We start from the raw sequence: 16,291 nt of genomic DNA on the forward strand, positions 1-16,291 counted from the left end.
TCAATCCGTGCTGGCAGCGTCTCCCGGAACGCGGCTGCGTGCACGAGGTCGGCGAACGTATCCGCACTGGGCCCCCATATGCTGGGTGGATTACCTCGATCAAACATGCACGACAAAGGAGTCCCGATGACCGAAATCGACGTCGTAATCCTGGCCGGATCGCGCACCCCGCAGGGTCGCGTGAACGGGCAACTCGCATCCCTCACCGCCGTTGACCTCGGCGCGGCGGCCATTGCCGGCGCCCTCGCCCGGGCCGGAGTAGCACCGGAGCAGGTGGACTTCGTGCTGATGGGGCAGGTTTTGCAGGCCGGCTGCGGGCAGAACCCGGCCCGGCAGTCCAGCGTCGCGGCGGGCATCCCGTGGAATGTACCGGCTATGACGCTCAACAAGGTGTGTCTCTCCGGCCTGGCCGCTGTCATCGATGCCGCCCGGCTGGTGCGGCTCGGCGAAGCGGATGTCGTCGTGGCCGGTGGTCAGGAGTCCATGTCCCGCGCGCCCCACCTGCTGCCCGGTTCCCGCCAGGGCTGGAACTACGGAACCGTGTCCGCGCTCGACCATGCCGCGCACGACGGACTCACCGACGCCTTCGATGGGCTCTCCATGGGGCTCTCCACCGAACGCGCCAACGCCCGGCTCGGCCAAACCCGCCTCGAGCAGGACGAAATCGCCGCTGCCTCACACCAGCGTGCCGCCGCAGCCGCAGCCGCCGACGTCTTCCACGACGAGATCACCCCGATCAGCGTGCCGCAGCGTAAGGGTGAGCCGCTCGTGATCAGCACCGATGAAGGCGTACGCGCCGAGAGCACGACCGAGACGCTCGGCCGGCTGCGTCCGGCGTTCGACCCAGCAGGGAGCATCACCGCCGGAAACGCCGCCCCGCTAAGCGATGGCGCGAGCGCCGTCGTCGTGACCAGCCGCGCCTGGGCCGAGAAGCACGGCCTGCCCTGGCTCGCCGTGATCAAGGCGAGCGGCCAGGTCGCCGGCCCCGACAACTCCCTGCACTCCCAGCCGGCCAATGCCATCGCGCACGCCCTGAAGCGCGAGGGCTGGACCGCCGCGGACCTCGACCTGGTCGAGATCAACGAGGCATTCGCCTCCGTCGTGCACCAGTCATCGAAGGTGCTCGGCGTCAGTGCCGACGTCGTGAACATTCACGGCGGCGGCATCGCGATCGGCCACCCGATCGGGTCGAGCGGCGGACGTATCGCGCTGCACGCTGCCCTCGAACTGGCCCGGCGCGGCTCCGGCAAGGCCGCGGTGGCTCTATGCGGCGGTGGCGGCCAGGGTGAAGCGCTGCTGCTGACGCGGTAGCTGCTAGCCGAAGAAGTTGATCGGCTTGACGATGTCGGCGTAGATCAGCAGCAGGCTCATGCCGCCGAGCAGAATGATGACCACGAGAGTGAGCGGCATGAGCTTGGCCATGTCAACCGGCCCCGGGTCAGGCCGCTTGAACAGCTTTGCGAAGAATCGACGGATGCCTTCCCACAGCGCACCAGCCACGTGGCCGCCGTCCAGCGGAAGCAGGGGCACCAGGTTGAACACGAACAGGGCGATATTGAGGGATCCGAGCAGGCCGAGCATGCTCGCGACCTTGTCGGCGACCGGAATGGTGTCGATGCTGGCGAGTTCGCCGGCCACCCGGCCGACGCCGACCACGCTGATCGGTCCGTTCAGGTCGCGCTCCCCGGGCCCGAACGCCGCGTTGGCCACGGCCACGAGCCGGTCGGGCAGGTTGATGATCAGGTGGGCAACATTGGCAATGTTGTCGCCGACCATGGGAAGCACGGCGGTCGCGGGCTGCGGCACCATTTCGGCGGCCGCTCCGATGCCGACGAAGCCGACCTGCTCGGTGATCGCATCGCCGGCGGCATCCGTTTTGATTTCGTTGTCGTCGGTATAGACGTAGCGTTCGGTTAGTTTGGGGGTCAGCGAGAGGTCAAGCTCGGCACCGTCACGTTCAACGACGACCGCGACGGTGCGTCCGGCTGAAGCACGAATGATGTCGGTGGACTGTTCCCAGGTCGAGATGGCGGTTCCGCCGATACTGACCAGTCGGTCACCCGGTTGCAGGCCGGCGGCGGCTCCGGGGGAGGCTTCGTCGGTTGCCGCGCAGGTCTGGCGGTCGCTCGATGCCGGCAGCACGCACTCGCTCACGCTGCCGACGGTGGTGCTGATCTGCGGGGAGCCAAATCCCATCAGCAAAATCGAGAACATCACGATCGCGATGAGCAGGTTCATGGTCGGCCCACCGAGCATGATGATCACACGCTGGTAGACCGGCAGCTGGTAGAAGGCGCGGTGGTCTTCACCCTCGCCAATGGTCTCGGCGCTCGCCTGGCGGGCGTCGTCGACCAGGGTCGACAGGGCACTCGTTTTCTTCTCCGGCGCGCCCTCCTGCACCATCTGATCGAAGAACCCGGTGGTCGTGCTGCGCGGCGCTCCGCCCTTCTTCGACGGCGGGAACATGCCGATCATGGCAATATAGCCGCCCATGGGGATGGCCTTGACTCCATACTCCGTTTCGCCCTTGGTGCGGGACCAGAGCGTCGGGCCGAAGCCGATCATGTACTGGGTGACCTTGACGCCAAACAGCTTGGCGGGCACCAGGTGGCCGATTTCGTGCAGGCCAATGGATAGGGCGAGGCCGACGACGACAATGGCGACGCCCAGTATGAACAGCAGTACGGTTTCCACTGTTGTAGAGTAACCGCATCAAGCTGCCAAGCGGCTGGCTGTGCCGACCAATCTCCCCCCTGAGCGGATGCATGTGGTTGGCTAGAGGTCGGACGCACCAGGAGGTCCCCCTTGGCTCACGAAACCATGCCCACGCAGAAGCTCTCAGCACCCGCTCCAGCCGTACCGCCGACTCTCGGCCCCGTCGGCAGCCTGTTGGCCGACCGTTTCAGCATCATGAGCCTGATCGGCACCGGGGGGATGGCATCCGTTTATCGGGCCACCGACACCGCCCTGGGCCGCTCTGTAGCCGTCAAGCTGTTTCGCGCCGACGGCGGTGGCACTGAGCCCGAGCGCCAGAGCGGCGAGATCGCCCTCTTGGCGAGCCTGAACCACTTCGCGCTGGTCACCCTGTTCGATGCCGGAACCACCACGGTGGACGGCATCCCACGCACCTTCATCGTGATGGAACTCGTCGACGGCCCGGATCTGCGCACCCGCATCGAAGACGGCCCGGTGCCGAGCGTCGACGTGGCCGGCATGGGTGCCGACCTCGCTGAGGCGCTGCACTACGTTCACGAGCGGGGCATCATCCACCGGGATGTCAAGCCGGCCAACGTACTGCTGGCACCCTCCGGGTTTCCGGGCCGCGGAATGCACGCCAAGCTGGCCGACTTCGGCATCGCCCGGCTGCTCGATGAAACCAGGCTGACGGCGACCGGGTCGCTGCTCGGCACGGCGAGCTACCTCAGCCCGGAGCAGGCGCTTGGCGGCGCTATCGGCGCGCCGACGGATGTCTATTCGCTCGGCCTGGTGCTGCTCGAATGCCTCACCGGAACGCGCGCCTATCCGGGAACCGCGGTGGAATCGGCCATGGCCCGGCTGCAGCGCCAGCCGGAGATCCCGAACGATCTCGGAACCGACTGGATCGACATTCTGCGCACGATGACCGCCCGCGACCCCGCCGACCGGCCGACCGCGGCCGACGCCGCCGGGTTGCTGCGGGCGCTTGCCGCCGGTGGCGGCACCACCGATGCGCCCACCATGCTGTTGCCGGCTCCGGCGCCCGCTGCGACTCTGTTGTTGCCGGTCGCCGCGCCCGACCCGGCCCCGTTGCTGCCGGGTGCCGAAGCCGCGGCCGCGGCCGCTCCGACCGAGATCCTGAAAGCGGATGCTCCCGCCAGCGCTCCCGCAGCTGGCACCGCCGCTGCGCGCCCGGCCAGGCCGCGTCGTCTCGCGCACCGGCGAGTGCTCGTCCTGGTCGTAAGCGGGCTCACCCTTATCGCCCTCGCCGTCGTGGCCCTGTTCCTGATCAATCCAGCCGAGGCGCCCGCCGTGGCGCCACCGAACTATCCGACCGTCGACGGCACTCTCGGCACCCATCTTCAAGAGCTTCAGGAGAGCGTGAACCCGTGAATCGACGCAAGCGACTGCCCCTAGCCCTGGCCCTGGCCGTCGGGCTGCTCCTGCCACTGTCCGGCTGCACGGCCGACCCGGTCGACCTGCAGGCCGCAACGGCCGAGAATTTGCAGACCGAGATTCTGGCGATCACCGAGGCCTCCGCCGCCGGAGACTTCAGCAACGCCCAGACCCTGCTCACCGCCATGCAGGCGAATCTGCGCACGGCCGCCGCCTCCGGCCAGGTCAGCGCCGAGCGTTCGGCCTCGATTCAGTCCGCGATCAATCTGGTGCAGGGCGACTTGACCGTTGAGATCGACGCCGCCGCCGTTGCCGCCGAGGCGGCAGCTCAGGCAGCGGCCGAGGCAGCAGCAGCTGCCCAGCAGCATAACGACGAAAACGCCAAGGACCGCGCCGAACAGGCCGAAGAAGCCGCCAAGAAGGCCGCGGAAGCCGCCAAGGAACGGGCCAAAGATCAACGTGAGGACCGGGACGACTGACTGGTAGCTAGCGCTGGTCGATCAGCCGATCCGCGGCGGCACGCGCCCACCGTTCGGCCTCGGCGAGCGACTCCCGACTGAGTTCGCCGCCCTGTTCGTGGGATTCGACCACGCGCAGCACCGTGTCGACGATGTCCAGAAATCCGATGCGCCCGGCGTGAAAAGCGGCCACGGCCTGCTCATTGGCCGCGTTGAACACCGCGGGATAAGTGCCGCCCTTACGGCCGACCCGCTTAGCCAGCTCGACCGCCGGAAAAGCGGCATCGTCGAGCGGTTCGAAGGTCCAGCTGTGCTGAACGGTCCAGTCGATCGGGGCGCCGACGGCGGCGACCCGGTTCGGCCAGTCCAGTCCCAGCGAAATCGGCAGCCGCATGTCCGGGGGTGAGGCCTGAGCGATCGTCGAGCCATCGACGAATTCGACCATGGAATGCACCACGGATTGCGGGTGCACGACGGCGTCGATGCGGTCGTACTCCACGTCGAACAGCAGGTGCGCCTCGATGATCTCCAGACCCTTATTGACCAGTGTCGCCGAGTTCGTGGTCACCACGAGCCCCATGTTCCAGGTCGGGTGCGCGAGCGCCTGCGCCGGGGTCACCCGGGCGAGCTGGTCTCGACTGAAACCGCGAAAAGGTCCACCGGATGCCGTCAGCACGAGGCGACGCACCTCATCCGCTGTTCCTGAAAGCAGTGCCTGCGCGATCGCCGAGTGCTCGGAGTCCACCGGCACGATCTGCCCCGGCGCAGCAAGATTCTTCACGAGGTCGCCGCCGACAATCAGCGACTCCTTATTGGCCAGGGCCAGGGTGCGCCCGGCCTTCAGCGCGGCCAAGGTCGGGCCGAGACCGACCGAGCCGGTGATGCCGTTCAGCACGACATCGGCCTCGACGTCCCGAACGAGCTGCTCGGCCTCGTCGGCGCCGAGCGCGGTATCGTCGACACCGAAGTCGGCCGCCTGTTGCTCGAGCAGTTCGCGGTTGCGCCCGGCCGACAGACCCACCACCTCGAACCGCTCTGGGTTGGCGCGAATGACGTCCAGGGCCTGGGTTCCGATCGAGCCGGTAGACCCGAGAATGATTACTCTGCGCATACCTCCATGCTAGGTGCCGGGCGCGGCGTATGTTCGTTGCTGGCCAGTCGTGGCGTAGTGTCAACGGGTGACCGGTGCCGATGCAGAACTCAATGACAACGCTGAAACCATCACGATCGACAGTGACGAGCAAGCCGCACCTGACGACGTGCAGGACGGACCGGAGCGGGTCAAGCGCCCGGGATTCGTCTATTTTCTCGGCTACGGCATCATGGCGCCCGTCGCCCGAATCGTGTTTCGGCCGAAGATCATCGGCCGTGAGAACATCCCGGCGACCGGTCGCGTCATTCTCGCGAGCAACCATCTGTCATTCATCGACAGCATCGTCATTCCGCTCGTCGCCACCCGCCGCGTGCAGTTTCTGGCGAAATCGACCTACTTCACCGGAACCGGTTTCAAGGGCTGGGTGTCCCGCACCTTCTTCACCGCGATCGGCGCCATCGGAGTGGAACGCGGAGCCGGGCAGGCTGCCCAGGTCGCACTCGACGCCGGCCGTTCCGTGCTCGATGCCGAGGGTGCCTTCGCGATCTACCCGGAGGGTACCCGCTCGCTCGATGGACGTCTCTATAAGGGACGCACCGGCGTAGCCTGGCTGGCACTGACCACGGGCGCCGTTGTCGTTCCGGTCGGACTGATCGGTACTCAGGAGATTCAGCCAGTCGGCACCACGGTGCCGCGCATCCGCAAGGTCACCGTCACCTTCGGCGAACCGCTCGACCTCAGCCACCACGGCCCGGCCACCTCCGGCAAGGCCCGCCGGCAGGCAACGGATGAGATCATGGCGGCCATTCACCAGCTGTCGGGTCAGGAATTGGCCAACGCCTACAACGAATCCCCGCCGGTCGGTACCCTCAATCGCCTCGCTCATCGGGTGTTTCCGCGCGAACGCCTGTAGCGGCGGTCTGCCTGATGCTCTGACGGTCATAGGCTGGACGAATGACTGCAACGTATTCGGTGCCCCAGCAACGCAAACTCGTCACGGCTCTTCCCGGCCCCAAGTCGGTTGAACTGCAGGCCAGGCGTGAGAAGACCGTCGCCCGCGGCGCCGGCACCCTCGCCAATATCTACATGGACCACGGCGCCGGAGCCATCCTGGTCGACGTCGACGGCAACCAGATCATCGACCTCGGCTGCGGTATCGGGGTGACCACGATCGGTCACGCGCATCCGGATGTCGCGGCGGCAGCATCCGCTCAGGCAGCGAAGCTGACCCACACCCTGTTCACGGTCACGCCGTACGAGAATTATGTGGCGGTGGCGGAGAAGCTCGCGGAGATCACCCCCGGCGACTTTGAAAAGCACTCGATTCTGGTCAACACCGGTGCCGAGGCCGTGGAGAACGCGGTGAAGATCGCCCGCAAGTTCACCGGTCGCCGCGCCATCGTGGCTCTCGACCACGCCTTCCACGGCCGCACCAACCTGACCATGGCGATGACCTATCGGCCCTGGCCGGAGCGCGCCGGCATGGGCCCGTTCCCCGGTGAGATCTACAGCGTACCGACGAGCTACCCGTTCCGCGACGGCCTGAGCGGGCTCGAAGCGGCCGAGAAGACCATCGACTACATCACCACTCACATCGGCGCGACCGAGATCGCGGCGTTCTTCGTCGAGCCGATCCAGGGCGACGGTGGCATCGTCATTCCCGCGCCCGGCTACTTCAAGCGCATCCGCGAATTCTGCACCGAGAACGGCATCGTCTTCGTGGCCGATGAGATCCAGGCCGGCCTCGCCCGCACCGGAGTCTGGTACTCGATCGAGCACCACGACGTCGTGCCCGACCTGGTCACCACGGCCAAAGGCATCGCCGGCGGATTCCCGCTCGCCGCCGTCACGGGACGTGCCGACATCATGGATTCCGTGCAGCCCGGCGGTATCGGCGGCACCTTCGGAGGCAACCCGGTCTCGACCGCGGCCGCCCTCGCGGTGTTCAACCTGATCGAGCGCGACGACCTGCTCGGCGAAGCCAAGCGAGTTGAGAAGGCGCTGCAGGCGCGCATCGGCGACTGGGCCGAGAAGTTCTCCATTGTCGGCGAGGTGCGCGGCAAGGGCGCCATGTTCGGCGTCGAGCTCGTGCACCCCGGCACCAAGAAGCCCTATCCCGAGGCGCTCACCGCCGTGATCAAGCACGCGACCACAAACGGTGTCATCGTGCTCGACGCCGGCAGTTGGGACTCAGTGCTGCGCATCATGCCGAGCGTCGTGATCTCCGACGAGCTCATCGACGATGCCGCGACCGTGATCGAAGAGGCCCTCACCGCCCTGGTGGCCGCCTACCCCGCGTAGTAGCCAGCGGCGTCGCTCCCGCGTCGCCGAGCCGTGAGTTTCCAGCACCGACCCGTGAGTATCGGCCCGTTTTCGCCCAGAAATGGACTCAAACTCACGGCTCGGTAACGTAGGACGCCTCAAACTCACGGGTCGGCGGCTCCCTGACGCTTGGGACGGCTACAGGGGCGGGCTCGTCACAATGCTCGTCGTACAGCCCAGTTCGCCGGGCTCGATCCAGGTGGGATCGTAGCCCCAGAACTCCACCACACCATCGGCACCGCGCTCTCCCACAATGCACGCGCGCTCCGCCGAAACACCGACGGCAGCCAGGAGATCGCCATCGACGGTATCCGTGTCAACCGTCACGAAGTCCTGCGGGAAGGCGGCGCGCACGTCTCCGTCCAGGCTGGTGGGTGATGCTGCGGCGAGAACCGCGGCGAGAACGTCCTCGGCGTTGTCGGGCAGAGTAGGGAACGGCACCGCAGAGGGCATCATGATCTCCGGGTCGTTCGGACAGGCGATGCCATGGCGGAGGACCGGGTTCGGCCGGACAAAGACCTCATAGCGGAAGCATTTCGTGGCACTTGCAGACTCGTGGCCGGATCCGAAATAGCCAGTCTCAGCCTCAACGTCGACCCGGATGCGCACCTCGATGCGGGCGCCGGCGTCGTCCCGTGAGTTTCCACTCCACGCCAGTGTGTCCGCGTAGACCGTGGAACCGCGGCCCGACGAGTTCAGGTCTGGGATGTAGGTTGCCGCGAACCACTCCGCATCGCGCACCCTCGACACCGGCGAGTCCAGTTGGTCGGCGAGTTCGTCTGCAACCTGGTTGACCGCCGTGCCGGCCACGCGCTCGCCGGCGGTGCCGCAGCCCGTGAGGGCAAGGGCCACCACCGTCATCGCTGCACCCGCGACGAGCCATCGCGCTCGCGCAACTGTGCGGCTGTGCGACCCGTGGGCGGCGTGTCGACTCATAGTTCCCCCTCGTGCCACCCTAACCCGTGCCATCCTGTCAGGTCGAGGTTCGCGCCTATTCGCCCGTGGCGGCCCACGCAGTTATGTCAACGGACTGGGTGGGCGGCAGGTCGACGGCCGACGGGCTGATGACGGTCTGTACCTCGGACCGGCGCATCATTGTTCGGCCGTCGGCGCAGCGGATGCCGTCGGTCCCGGCGACAGCGTGGGCGCGGCTGTCGGTTCCGGCGATAACGCGGGTGCCGGCGTGGGCGAAGGCTCCCCCACCGCCGGAAGTTCGACCAGCGGCCGCACCTGGGCGAACGGGAACGGCGCGGGCGCGGCATCCGCTTGGTAGGCCTGCCCGAGATGGTCGTAGGTGTAGTCGACATCGTCGGAGGTCACCAGCCGCAGTGGGAACACATTCCAGCCTCCGCCGCCCGGCACCAGCAGGCTCGGCATGACCATATCCTTGTCGCCGGCGGCATCAAACTGGGTCAGGTAGTTGGTATTGACCGGGTCGTTGACCACGTTGAGCGCGCGGCCGTCCTGGTCGAACAACTGCACGTCGGTGAGCGGCTGGCCGTCGGCGTCATAGGCGAACACGTTGGTCACTCCCTGGCCGTTCTGCATCAGTCCCGGCGTTGGCGCCGGGTTGTAGTCCACGCACGCACTGTTCTGCGCTCCGGCATTGTGCGCCGTGGCCAACAGCACGATCGGCAGGACGAGCACCGCGCACACGCTGACCAGGGTACGAAAACGGGGAAGCCAGCGCCAAGGCAGCCACCGGCCACGACCCCACTGCACACTCAGAATCACGAAGGCCGCGAGCACGACCCACCGCAACGGGTCGGTCGGCACCGTGCTGATCCCGCCGCCTGCGAGGACTGCGACGACCGCATAAACAACCCAGCCGCGCAGCACCCACCACACGGGGCGCAACACCAGCAGAAAGTCGAGCAGCGCCGCACCGGCGACACTCGAGCGGATGCGCCGCACCGCGCCAGCCCGCGCCTCACCGATCCGGATGCGCAGCCGGCCAAGCCGCGGCACCCGAACTTCGGGCGCCGTTCCCCGCACCGGAAGCCCGGCAGCGCCGCGCAACTCGTCGGCATAGGCGACCGGATCGCCGAGATCGACGTTGGGCGCAGCCGCATCGCCGGCATCGACGTCGGCGGCCTGCTCCGTGAGGTCGGCCTCGAGGCCGTCGGTGAGGTCATCGACATCGTCGGCCGGCAGGTCGCTCAGTGCCGATCGCACGGCCGCGGCGAACTCACGAATGGACTGGGGAGTCGTAATTGTTTCGCTCATGTGTTGTCACCGATCGGGCGCAGGTGGGCGGTGGGTTGCGGCTTCTCGAGCAACTGGGTGAGGGTATTTGCGAAGTGCGTCCAGTTCGAGCGCTGTTCGGCGAGCATGGCCCGGCCGTTCGCGTTCATTGCGTAGTACTTGCGGTGCGGCCCGCCGTCCGACGGCACGACATAGCTCGACAGCGCCCCGGCGCTGTACAGCCGGCGCAGGGTGCCGTAGACCGACGCGTCACCGACCTCATCGAGTCCGGCGGCGCGCAACCGACGCACAATGTCATAGCCGTAGCCGTCGTCGTCGACGATCACGGCCAGGACGGCCATATCGAGCACCCCCTTCAGTAGTTGGGTGGTATCCATCGGTAGCTCCTTCATCGGTCGAGGCGCACACGCAGGCCTTCAACGGATCCCACACTACTACGCAAACCGCAGTACCGTTCCATGCAGAATCTCGGTCCCCGGCCGAGCCGTGAGTTTCAACCACCGAGCCGTGAGTTTGAGGCCATTTCAGCGCTGAAATCGCCTCAAACTCACGGCTCGGCGACGCCAAAAGCCCTCAGGCGACCGTGACCGGCTCGTGCCCGACCGGAAAGTTCACCGACGCCGCAATGAAGCATTCGCGGGCGGCCTCGGCGTGCAGCGACTGCGCGAACTCCACCTGTTCCGGGTCGGTAATGGTCACTCGGGGCCGCAGGGTGACCGCCGTGAAGTGGCCGCCGCCGGCCACCTGTTCCATGGTGCCGACCGGGGCATCCGTATACGCCGTCACCGTGACTCCGTTGCGGACTGCCACGTGCAGATACGACAGGAGGTGGCACTGGCTGAGCGCCGCGAGCAGCAGCTCTTCCGGATTCCACCGGTCGTTGTCACCGTGGAAGGTCGGGTCGGACGAGCCCAGAATCGGCACCTTCTCAGCGGATGCCCGACCGGCCGGTGAAATCAGATGGTCACGTCCATAGGCCCTGTAGTGGCTGGTTCCGGTACCGCGATTGCCGGTCCACTCAACCCGCACCGCATATTCGTGCACTCCGTTCATGCTTCTCCCCTTGCTCTCAAAGATTCTTGCAGGCGAACTCAGGAACACCGCGCCCATGGTCGGTACAGCACTATTAGGTACAGTAGGGGAATCATGACTGACACCCTCACAAACTCTGCCACCGCCACCGCGTACTCTGTCACGCAGGAACGAAAGATCGTCACGGCTATCCCCGGTCCGATCTCGGCGGCGTTGCATGAGCGGCGTCGGGCGGTCGTCTCCGACGGGGTCAGTTCCATGCTGCCCGTCTACATTGCCAAGGCCAACGGTGCGATTCTGGTCGACGTGGACGGCAACCAGTTCATCGACCTCGGCGCCGGCATCGGTGTGACCACGATCGGCCACACCGAGACCAGTGTCGTCGCGGCCGCCGTCGAACAGTCCCAAGACTTCATCCATACTCTGTTCACCGTCACGCCGTACGAAGAATACGTTCGCGTCGCCGAGCTGCTCGCCGAGCACACTCCCGGTGACTTCGCCAAGAAGAGCGTGCTCATCAACTCCGGCGCGGAAGCCGTTGAGAACGGCGTGAAGATCGCCCGCAAGTACACCGGCCGTCGTGCCGTCGCGGTGCTCGACCACGCCTACCACGGCCGTACCGTGCTGACCATGGCCATGAATTACAAGGCCATGCCGTACGCCACCGGCTACGGCCCGCTCGCCAGCGACGTCTACCACGCACCGAGCTCCTACCCGTATCACGACGGTCTGTCCGGCGCTGAAGCGGCTGCTCGCACCATCGCCTACCTCGACAAGGTGATCGGGGCATCCGATCTGGCCTGCCTGGTCGTCGAACCCATTCAGGGCGAGGGCGGATTCATGGTGCCAGCGGATGGCTACCTGCCCGCGCTCCAGGACTGGTGCACCGCCAACGGTGTCGTCATGATCGCCGATGAAATTCAGAGCGGCATGGCCCGCTCGGGCAAGTACTACGCGAGCGAGCACTTCGGCTGGATCCCCGACCTCGTACTCACCGCCAAGGGCATCGCCGGCGGCTTTCCGCTCGCCGCCGTCACCGGCCGCGCCGAGATCATGGACGCCTCCCAGCCCGGCGGGCTCGGCGGCACCTTTGGCGGCAACCCCGTCTCCTGTGCTGCGGCGATCGCCGTGTTCGACGCGATCAAGGCGAACAACCTGCTGGCCGAGGCGCAGCGCATCGAAAAGTCCCTCACCGCTGGCCTGACCGCACTGAAGAACAAGTACGACATCATCGGCGAAATTCGCGGCCGCGGCGCCATGATGGCGATCGAACTCGTGCAGCCCGGTACCGGCGACACGACGAAGGCCCCGAACGCCGCTGCGGTGACCGCCATCTCCGCCTACGCGAGCCAGCACGGCGTGCTGCTGCTCACAGCCGGCACCTACGGCAACGTGCTGCGGTTCCTGCCGAGCCTCGCGCTGTCCGATGCGCTCATCATCGACGCCCTCTCGGTGATCGACGATGCGATCGCCGCACTCTAACGTGACCACTGAAACCTTCACGGTCAACGATTCCGTCGAACTCGCCGTCGTCGAACGCAGCGGGTTCGTCGAATCCCGGCATGCCGGTTCGGCGATCGTGCTCGGTACCAACGGTGAGGTGCTGCGTGCCCTCGGCGATGTCGCCAGCCCGGTCTTTCCGCGCTCGGCGATGAAACCCTTCCAGGCTGTCGCGGTCATGGCGAGCGGCGTCGCCCTGCGGGGAGCGGATGCTGCGATCGCGACCGCGAGTCACATCGGTACGCCAGAACACGTCGCACTGGTGCGCGGGCTGCTCAGCCGGGCCGGAGTACCCGAAACGGCGCTCGCCTGCCCGGCCGCCTGGCCGATCGACTCCGCCGCGCGGGACGCCCTGGTGCGACTCGGAGCCGGCAAGGCTCCGGTATACATGGAATGCTCGGGCAAGCACGCGGCGATGCTCGTCGCCTGCCAGCAGAACGGCTGGGCGATCGAGGGTTATCTGCAGCCGGAGCATCCGCTGCAAAAACGCATTCTCGACGTGCTCGAACGGTTCACCGGCGAACGTCCGCTGGTCTCGGGCGTTGATGGCTGCGGCGCGCCCGTGCACTCCATTTCGCTTACCGGCCTGGCTCGCGGCATCGCCCGCATCGCCACGAGCAAGTCCAACTCGCCGTTTGCGATCTACCGTGAGGCCGGTTTTCTGGCCGAAGCAGTGCGTGCCAACGGGTGGGTTGTGGCCGGCCCCGGGCACTCCGACAGCATCGTCATCGACCGGCTCGGCCTGTTCGTGAAGGGCGGTGCCGAGGGCATCATGGTGGCCGCCGCCGAAAACGGCACCACCGTGGCGCTGAAGATTCTGGACGGTAACCTGCGCGCCGCAGCGACCGTCGCCGTAGGTCTGCTCGCCGACGCCGGTGCCATCAAGCGAGCGGATGTCGATGAGTTACTGCCCGAGCTCGGACTCACCGTCACCGGTGGTGGCCGGCCGGTCGGGGAAATTCGCGCCAGCTACGTCTGACCGGGTTCGGAACGATCGGGCGCAATCACGTTGAGGGCGCCCGGCCGCACGAACACCCCGACCGGAAGCGGCCCGATCCGGTCGCCGTCAGCGTAGGCATCGACCGGACCGACCGGGACCACGCCCAGGCCGCCGACCACCGAGCTGCCGCCGCCGAACGGAACCAGGGCTATTCGATGCTGCGAGCACAGCGTGATGATCTTGAGCACCTGCTCGTGACTGCCCACAGTCACGATGGCGTCCGGGGCAGCGCTCCCGTCTCCGGAGCGCAGCCGAATCAGATCGGGGGTGGACTTGCCGCCGGTGTGCCATACCCGAGCCTCAGCGTCGATCGTCACGCTGCTGGCGCCGACGATGTCGAGCAGAGCTGAGAGGAAACCTCCGCGCAGATCATTGCCCGGCAGACGCACCGCGCAGGGAATCCGGCCGCGAGCGCGAACTGGCCGAAGCGGCTGACGGCCGGGTCGTCGACCTGCTCGTCGTCGGCCTCGGCGTCACCGGGGCCGGGATGGCCCTCAATGCGGCGACGCGTGGGCTCACCGTCGTGACCGTCGCCGCGCACGACCTGGCCTTCGGCACGTCACGCTGGAGTTCCAAGCTGGAGCACAGGGGGCGGCGCTACCTCGCCAACGGCCAGCTCCTGGTGGCCAGGGAATGCGCCGTCGAACGCGGCATCCTGCTGACCCGCACGGCGCCGCACCCGGTGCATCCACTCCCGATGGTGTTACCGCTCGGCCCGATGGTAGTGCCGGAGCAGGGTGCCAGCGCGGCGGTCGGCCTGGGAGCGCACACGCCGCTCGGCGCGCTGCCCGCACCGCGCCGGCTGTCCCCGGCCGAGGCGCTCGAGCTGGCGCCGGAGCTCCGCCGCCAAGGCCTGCGCCCTCGCGACTAGCTGAGCCTGGCCAGGCGCCGCGCCTTGGCCGCTCCCGTCACCTGCACCGTCACGACCACGACGATGGCAATGATGAACACGGCCGAGGCGAGCACGTTGGCCTCAGCCGGGATGCCGCGGGCCGCCGAAATGTAGATGTATTTCGGAAAGGTCGACACCGCGCCGGAGTTGAAGTTCGTGATGATGAAGTCATCGAAGGACAGGGCGAACGACAGCAGAGCGGCCGCGAGAATACCTGGCAGCAGCAGCGGAAAGGTGATGCGGGCGAACACCTGCGCGGCCGAACCGTAGAGGTCGCGACCGGCCTCTTCGAGCGCCGGGTCGAGGCTCGCAACCCGGGCCTTGACCGTGACCACCACGAAACTGATGCAGAACATGGTGTGCGCGAGAATGATCGTCAGCATGTCCTTCGGCACCCCGACCGACAAGAACTGTGCGGCCAGTCCGGCACCGAGCACGACCTCCGGGGTCGCCATCGGCAGAAACAGCAGGAGGCTGGTCTGCGACCGAAACTTGAACCGGTAGCGCACGATGGCGATCGCGATCATGGTGCCGAGCGTGGTCGCAATAATGGTGGCGACAGCCCCGATAAACAGGCTATTGCCGAAGGCCTGACAGACGGCTCCGTTCTGCACATTGCAGACGTTCAGCCACTTGTCGAAGGTGAAGCCTTGCCAGGTGATGTTCGACTTGAGCGAGTCGTTGAAGGAGTAGACGAAGGTGTACCCGATCGGAATCATCAGGAACAGCAGGGCCAGGGCGCTGTAAACGGGCAGCAACCATTTGCCGAGGGAGAGTTTCACAGCAGCTCCTCCGTTCCGGATCGTTTGACGTAGATGCTGACGATCACCAGGATCACGGTCATCAGAATGATCGACAGGGCCGCGGCTGCCGGAAAGTTCTGCAGCACCAGAAAGTTGGCTTCGATCACGTTGCCCATCATCTGGGTGCCGGTACCGCCGAGAAAGTCCCGGCTGGCATTGATATAGTCGCCCGCCGCCGGAATGAAGGTGAGCAGGGTGCCCGCGACGATACCGGGCATCGACAGCGGGATGGTGACCTTGCGGAAAACGTGGAACGGGCTCGCGTACAGGTCGCTGCCGGCCTCGAGGTAGCGCACGTCAAGCCGCTCCAGGGTCGTGTAGAGCGGCAGGGTCATGAACGGGATGAAGTTGTAGGTGAGACCGAAGATCACCGAAAACGCGGTGCCGGTCACGTGCGCTTCCGGTGCCAGCAGCGACAGGGCCTTGAGCGACTGAACCACGAAAGACTCATCGGAGAACAGCTGCTTCCAGGCCAGGGTGCGCAGCAGAAAGCTGATGAAGAACGGCGCGATCACGAGAACGAGCATGAGGCTCTGCAGCAGCGGCCATCTTCGCGCCTTGACCCCGATGAAGTAGGCCAGCGGGTAGCTGATCAGCAGCGCGAAGAACGTCGCCGCGAGCGCGTAACTGAACGAACGTACAATGTGCGGCCAGTAGGTCGTGACCACTTCGACGTAATTCTGCCAGCGGAAGGCGTAGTCGTACTGGCCGATATCACCGAACTCCCGCGGCGCCTGGAACGAGGTCAGCAGCAGCGACACCAACGGGGTGAGAAAGAACAGCACCAGATAGAGGATGCCCGGCAGCAGCAGAAACAAGGCTACCGGGCTGCGGCGCCTGGCGCCCGGATCGGCGGACGGCGCGGTCGTGGATGAGAATGCGGCAAAGGCCATC

At 66.5% G+C, this 16,291-nt stretch carries 18 protein-coding genes; 8 read left to right on the forward strand and 10 right to left on the reverse strand.

Going from position 1 to position 16,291, the window contains the following annotated elements; all coding sequences use genetic code 11:
* The first annotated feature begins 126 nt into the window (after positions 1–126).
* Positions 127–1,311 (forward strand): acetyl-CoA C-acetyltransferase, encoded by a 1,185-nt coding sequence (locus E3T43_RS12295; protein ID WP_134472623.1) that lies wholly within the window; start codon positions 127–129, stop codon positions 1,309–1,311.
* Positions 1,312–1,314: 3 nt separating this feature from the next.
* On the opposite strand, the gene E3T43_RS12300 is transcribed toward E3T43_RS12295, so the two are convergent.
* Positions 1,315–2,694 carry an RIP metalloprotease gene (locus E3T43_RS12300; protein WP_134472624.1) on the reverse strand — a complete coding sequence of 460 codons (1,380 nt, stop codon included), beginning with the start codon at positions 2,692–2,694 and terminating at the stop codon, positions 1,315–1,317.
* A gap of 111 nt (positions 2,695–2,805) precedes the next feature.
* Between E3T43_RS12300 and E3T43_RS12305 the strand changes: the two genes are divergently transcribed.
* A complete protein-coding gene (locus tag E3T43_RS12305) occupies positions 2,806–4,089 on the forward strand; it encodes a serine/threonine-protein kinase (protein ID WP_241978959.1) in 1,284 nt (427 codons plus the stop codon).
* Entirely contained in the window at positions 4,086–4,571 is a 486-nt protein-coding gene (locus tag E3T43_RS12310) for a mucin-associated surface protein (protein ID WP_134472625.1), read from the forward strand. The genes E3T43_RS12305 and E3T43_RS12310 overlap by 4 nt, the downstream gene beginning before the upstream one ends.
* 7 nt (positions 4,572–4,578) lie before the next feature.
* Here the strand turns inward: E3T43_RS12310 and dxr are convergent, their stop codons facing one another.
* Positions 4,579–5,661: a 1-deoxy-D-xylulose-5-phosphate reductoisomerase gene (gene dxr, locus E3T43_RS12315; protein WP_134472626.1), complete on the reverse strand. Its 1,083-nt coding sequence runs from the start codon at positions 5,659–5,661 to the stop codon at positions 4,579–4,581.
* Between the two features lie 67 nt (positions 5,662–5,728).
* Here dxr and E3T43_RS12320 point away from each other — a divergent pair, with 67 nt between their 5' ends.
* Complete coding sequence (locus E3T43_RS12320; protein WP_370449952.1) at positions 5,729–6,556, forward strand: lysophospholipid acyltransferase family protein; 828 nt, start codon at positions 5,729–5,731, stop codon at positions 6,554–6,556.
* Between the two features lie 41 nt (positions 6,557–6,597).
* Positions 6,598–7,944: an aminotransferase class III-fold pyridoxal phosphate-dependent enzyme gene (locus E3T43_RS12325; RefSeq protein WP_134472627.1), complete on the forward strand. Its 1,347-nt coding sequence runs from the start codon at positions 6,598–6,600 to the stop codon at positions 7,942–7,944.
* 159 nt (positions 7,945–8,103) lie between these two features.
* On the opposite strand, the gene E3T43_RS12330 is transcribed toward E3T43_RS12325, so the two are convergent.
* The 4 genes from E3T43_RS12330 to E3T43_RS12345 form a co-directional block, all read right to left on the reverse strand.
* Complete coding sequence (locus E3T43_RS12330; RefSeq protein ID WP_134472628.1) at positions 8,104–8,901, reverse strand: hypothetical protein; 798 nt, start codon at positions 8,899–8,901, stop codon at positions 8,104–8,106.
* Positions 8,902–9,057: 156 nt separating this feature from the next.
* Positions 9,058–10,191: a hypothetical protein gene (locus E3T43_RS12335; RefSeq protein ID WP_134472629.1), complete on the reverse strand. Its 1,134-nt coding sequence runs from the start codon at positions 10,189–10,191 to the stop codon at positions 9,058–9,060.
* A complete protein-coding gene (locus E3T43_RS12340) occupies positions 10,188–10,547 on the reverse strand; it encodes a PadR family transcriptional regulator (protein WP_134472630.1) in 360 nt (119 codons plus the stop codon). Before E3T43_RS12340 ends, E3T43_RS12335 begins: the two co-directional genes overlap by 4 nt.
* Before the next feature lie 196 nt (positions 10,548–10,743).
* A complete protein-coding gene (locus E3T43_RS12345) occupies positions 10,744–11,223 on the reverse strand; it encodes an OsmC family protein (RefSeq protein ID WP_134472631.1) in 480 nt (159 codons plus the stop codon).
* Between the two features lie 93 nt (positions 11,224–11,316).
* Here E3T43_RS12345 and gabT point away from each other — a divergent pair, with 93 nt between their 5' ends.
* Positions 11,317–12,684, forward strand: coding sequence for a 4-aminobutyrate--2-oxoglutarate transaminase (gene gabT / locus E3T43_RS12350; RefSeq protein WP_134472632.1), 1,368 nt, complete (start codon positions 11,317–11,319; stop codon positions 12,682–12,684).
* Positions 12,665–13,681, forward strand: a complete 1,017-nt coding sequence (locus tag E3T43_RS12355; RefSeq protein ID WP_134472633.1) for an asparaginase — start codon at positions 12,665–12,667, stop codon at positions 13,679–13,681. The genes gabT and E3T43_RS12355 overlap by 20 nt, the downstream gene beginning before the upstream one ends.
* Here the strand turns inward: E3T43_RS12355 and E3T43_RS12360 are convergent.
* Both E3T43_RS12360 and E3T43_RS19045 read right to left on the reverse strand, forming a co-directional pair.
* Positions 13,672–14,019 carry an FAD-binding protein gene (locus E3T43_RS12360; protein ID WP_241978966.1) on the reverse strand — a complete coding sequence of 116 codons (348 nt, stop codon included), beginning with the start codon at positions 14,017–14,019 and terminating at the stop codon, positions 13,672–13,674. The two genes, E3T43_RS12355 and E3T43_RS12360, sit on opposite strands and share 10 nt — an antisense overlap.
* Complete coding sequence (locus E3T43_RS19045) at positions 14,016–14,243, reverse strand: hypothetical protein (protein ID WP_198414366.1); 228 nt, start codon at positions 14,241–14,243, stop codon at positions 14,016–14,018. Before E3T43_RS19045 ends, E3T43_RS12360 begins: the two co-directional genes overlap by 4 nt.
* Between E3T43_RS19045 and E3T43_RS12365 the strand changes: the two genes are divergently transcribed.
* Positions 14,190–14,573: an FAD-dependent oxidoreductase gene (locus tag E3T43_RS12365; protein ID WP_198414359.1), complete on the forward strand. Its 384-nt coding sequence runs from the start codon at positions 14,190–14,192 to the stop codon at positions 14,571–14,573. The genes E3T43_RS19045 and E3T43_RS12365 overlap by 54 nt on opposite strands.
* On the opposite strand, the gene E3T43_RS12370 is transcribed toward E3T43_RS12365, so the two are convergent.
* On the reverse strand, positions 14,570–15,376 hold the full coding sequence (locus E3T43_RS12370) for an ABC transporter permease (protein WP_174843073.1): 807 nt from the start codon (positions 15,374–15,376) through the stop codon (positions 14,570–14,572). The two genes, E3T43_RS12365 and E3T43_RS12370, sit on opposite strands and share 4 nt — an antisense overlap.
* On the reverse strand, positions 15,373–16,290 hold the full coding sequence (locus E3T43_RS12375) for an ABC transporter permease (protein ID WP_134472636.1): 918 nt from the start codon (positions 16,288–16,290) through the stop codon (positions 15,373–15,375). Before E3T43_RS12375 ends, E3T43_RS12370 begins: the two co-directional genes overlap by 4 nt.
* Position 16,291 lies beyond the last annotated feature (1 nt).

It is taken from the genome of Cryobacterium sp. Hh7, from assembly GCF_004403155.1.
In the GTDB taxonomy this organism is placed as follows: domain Bacteria; phylum Actinomycetota; class Actinomycetes; order Actinomycetales; family Microbacteriaceae; genus Cryobacterium; species Cryobacterium levicorallinum.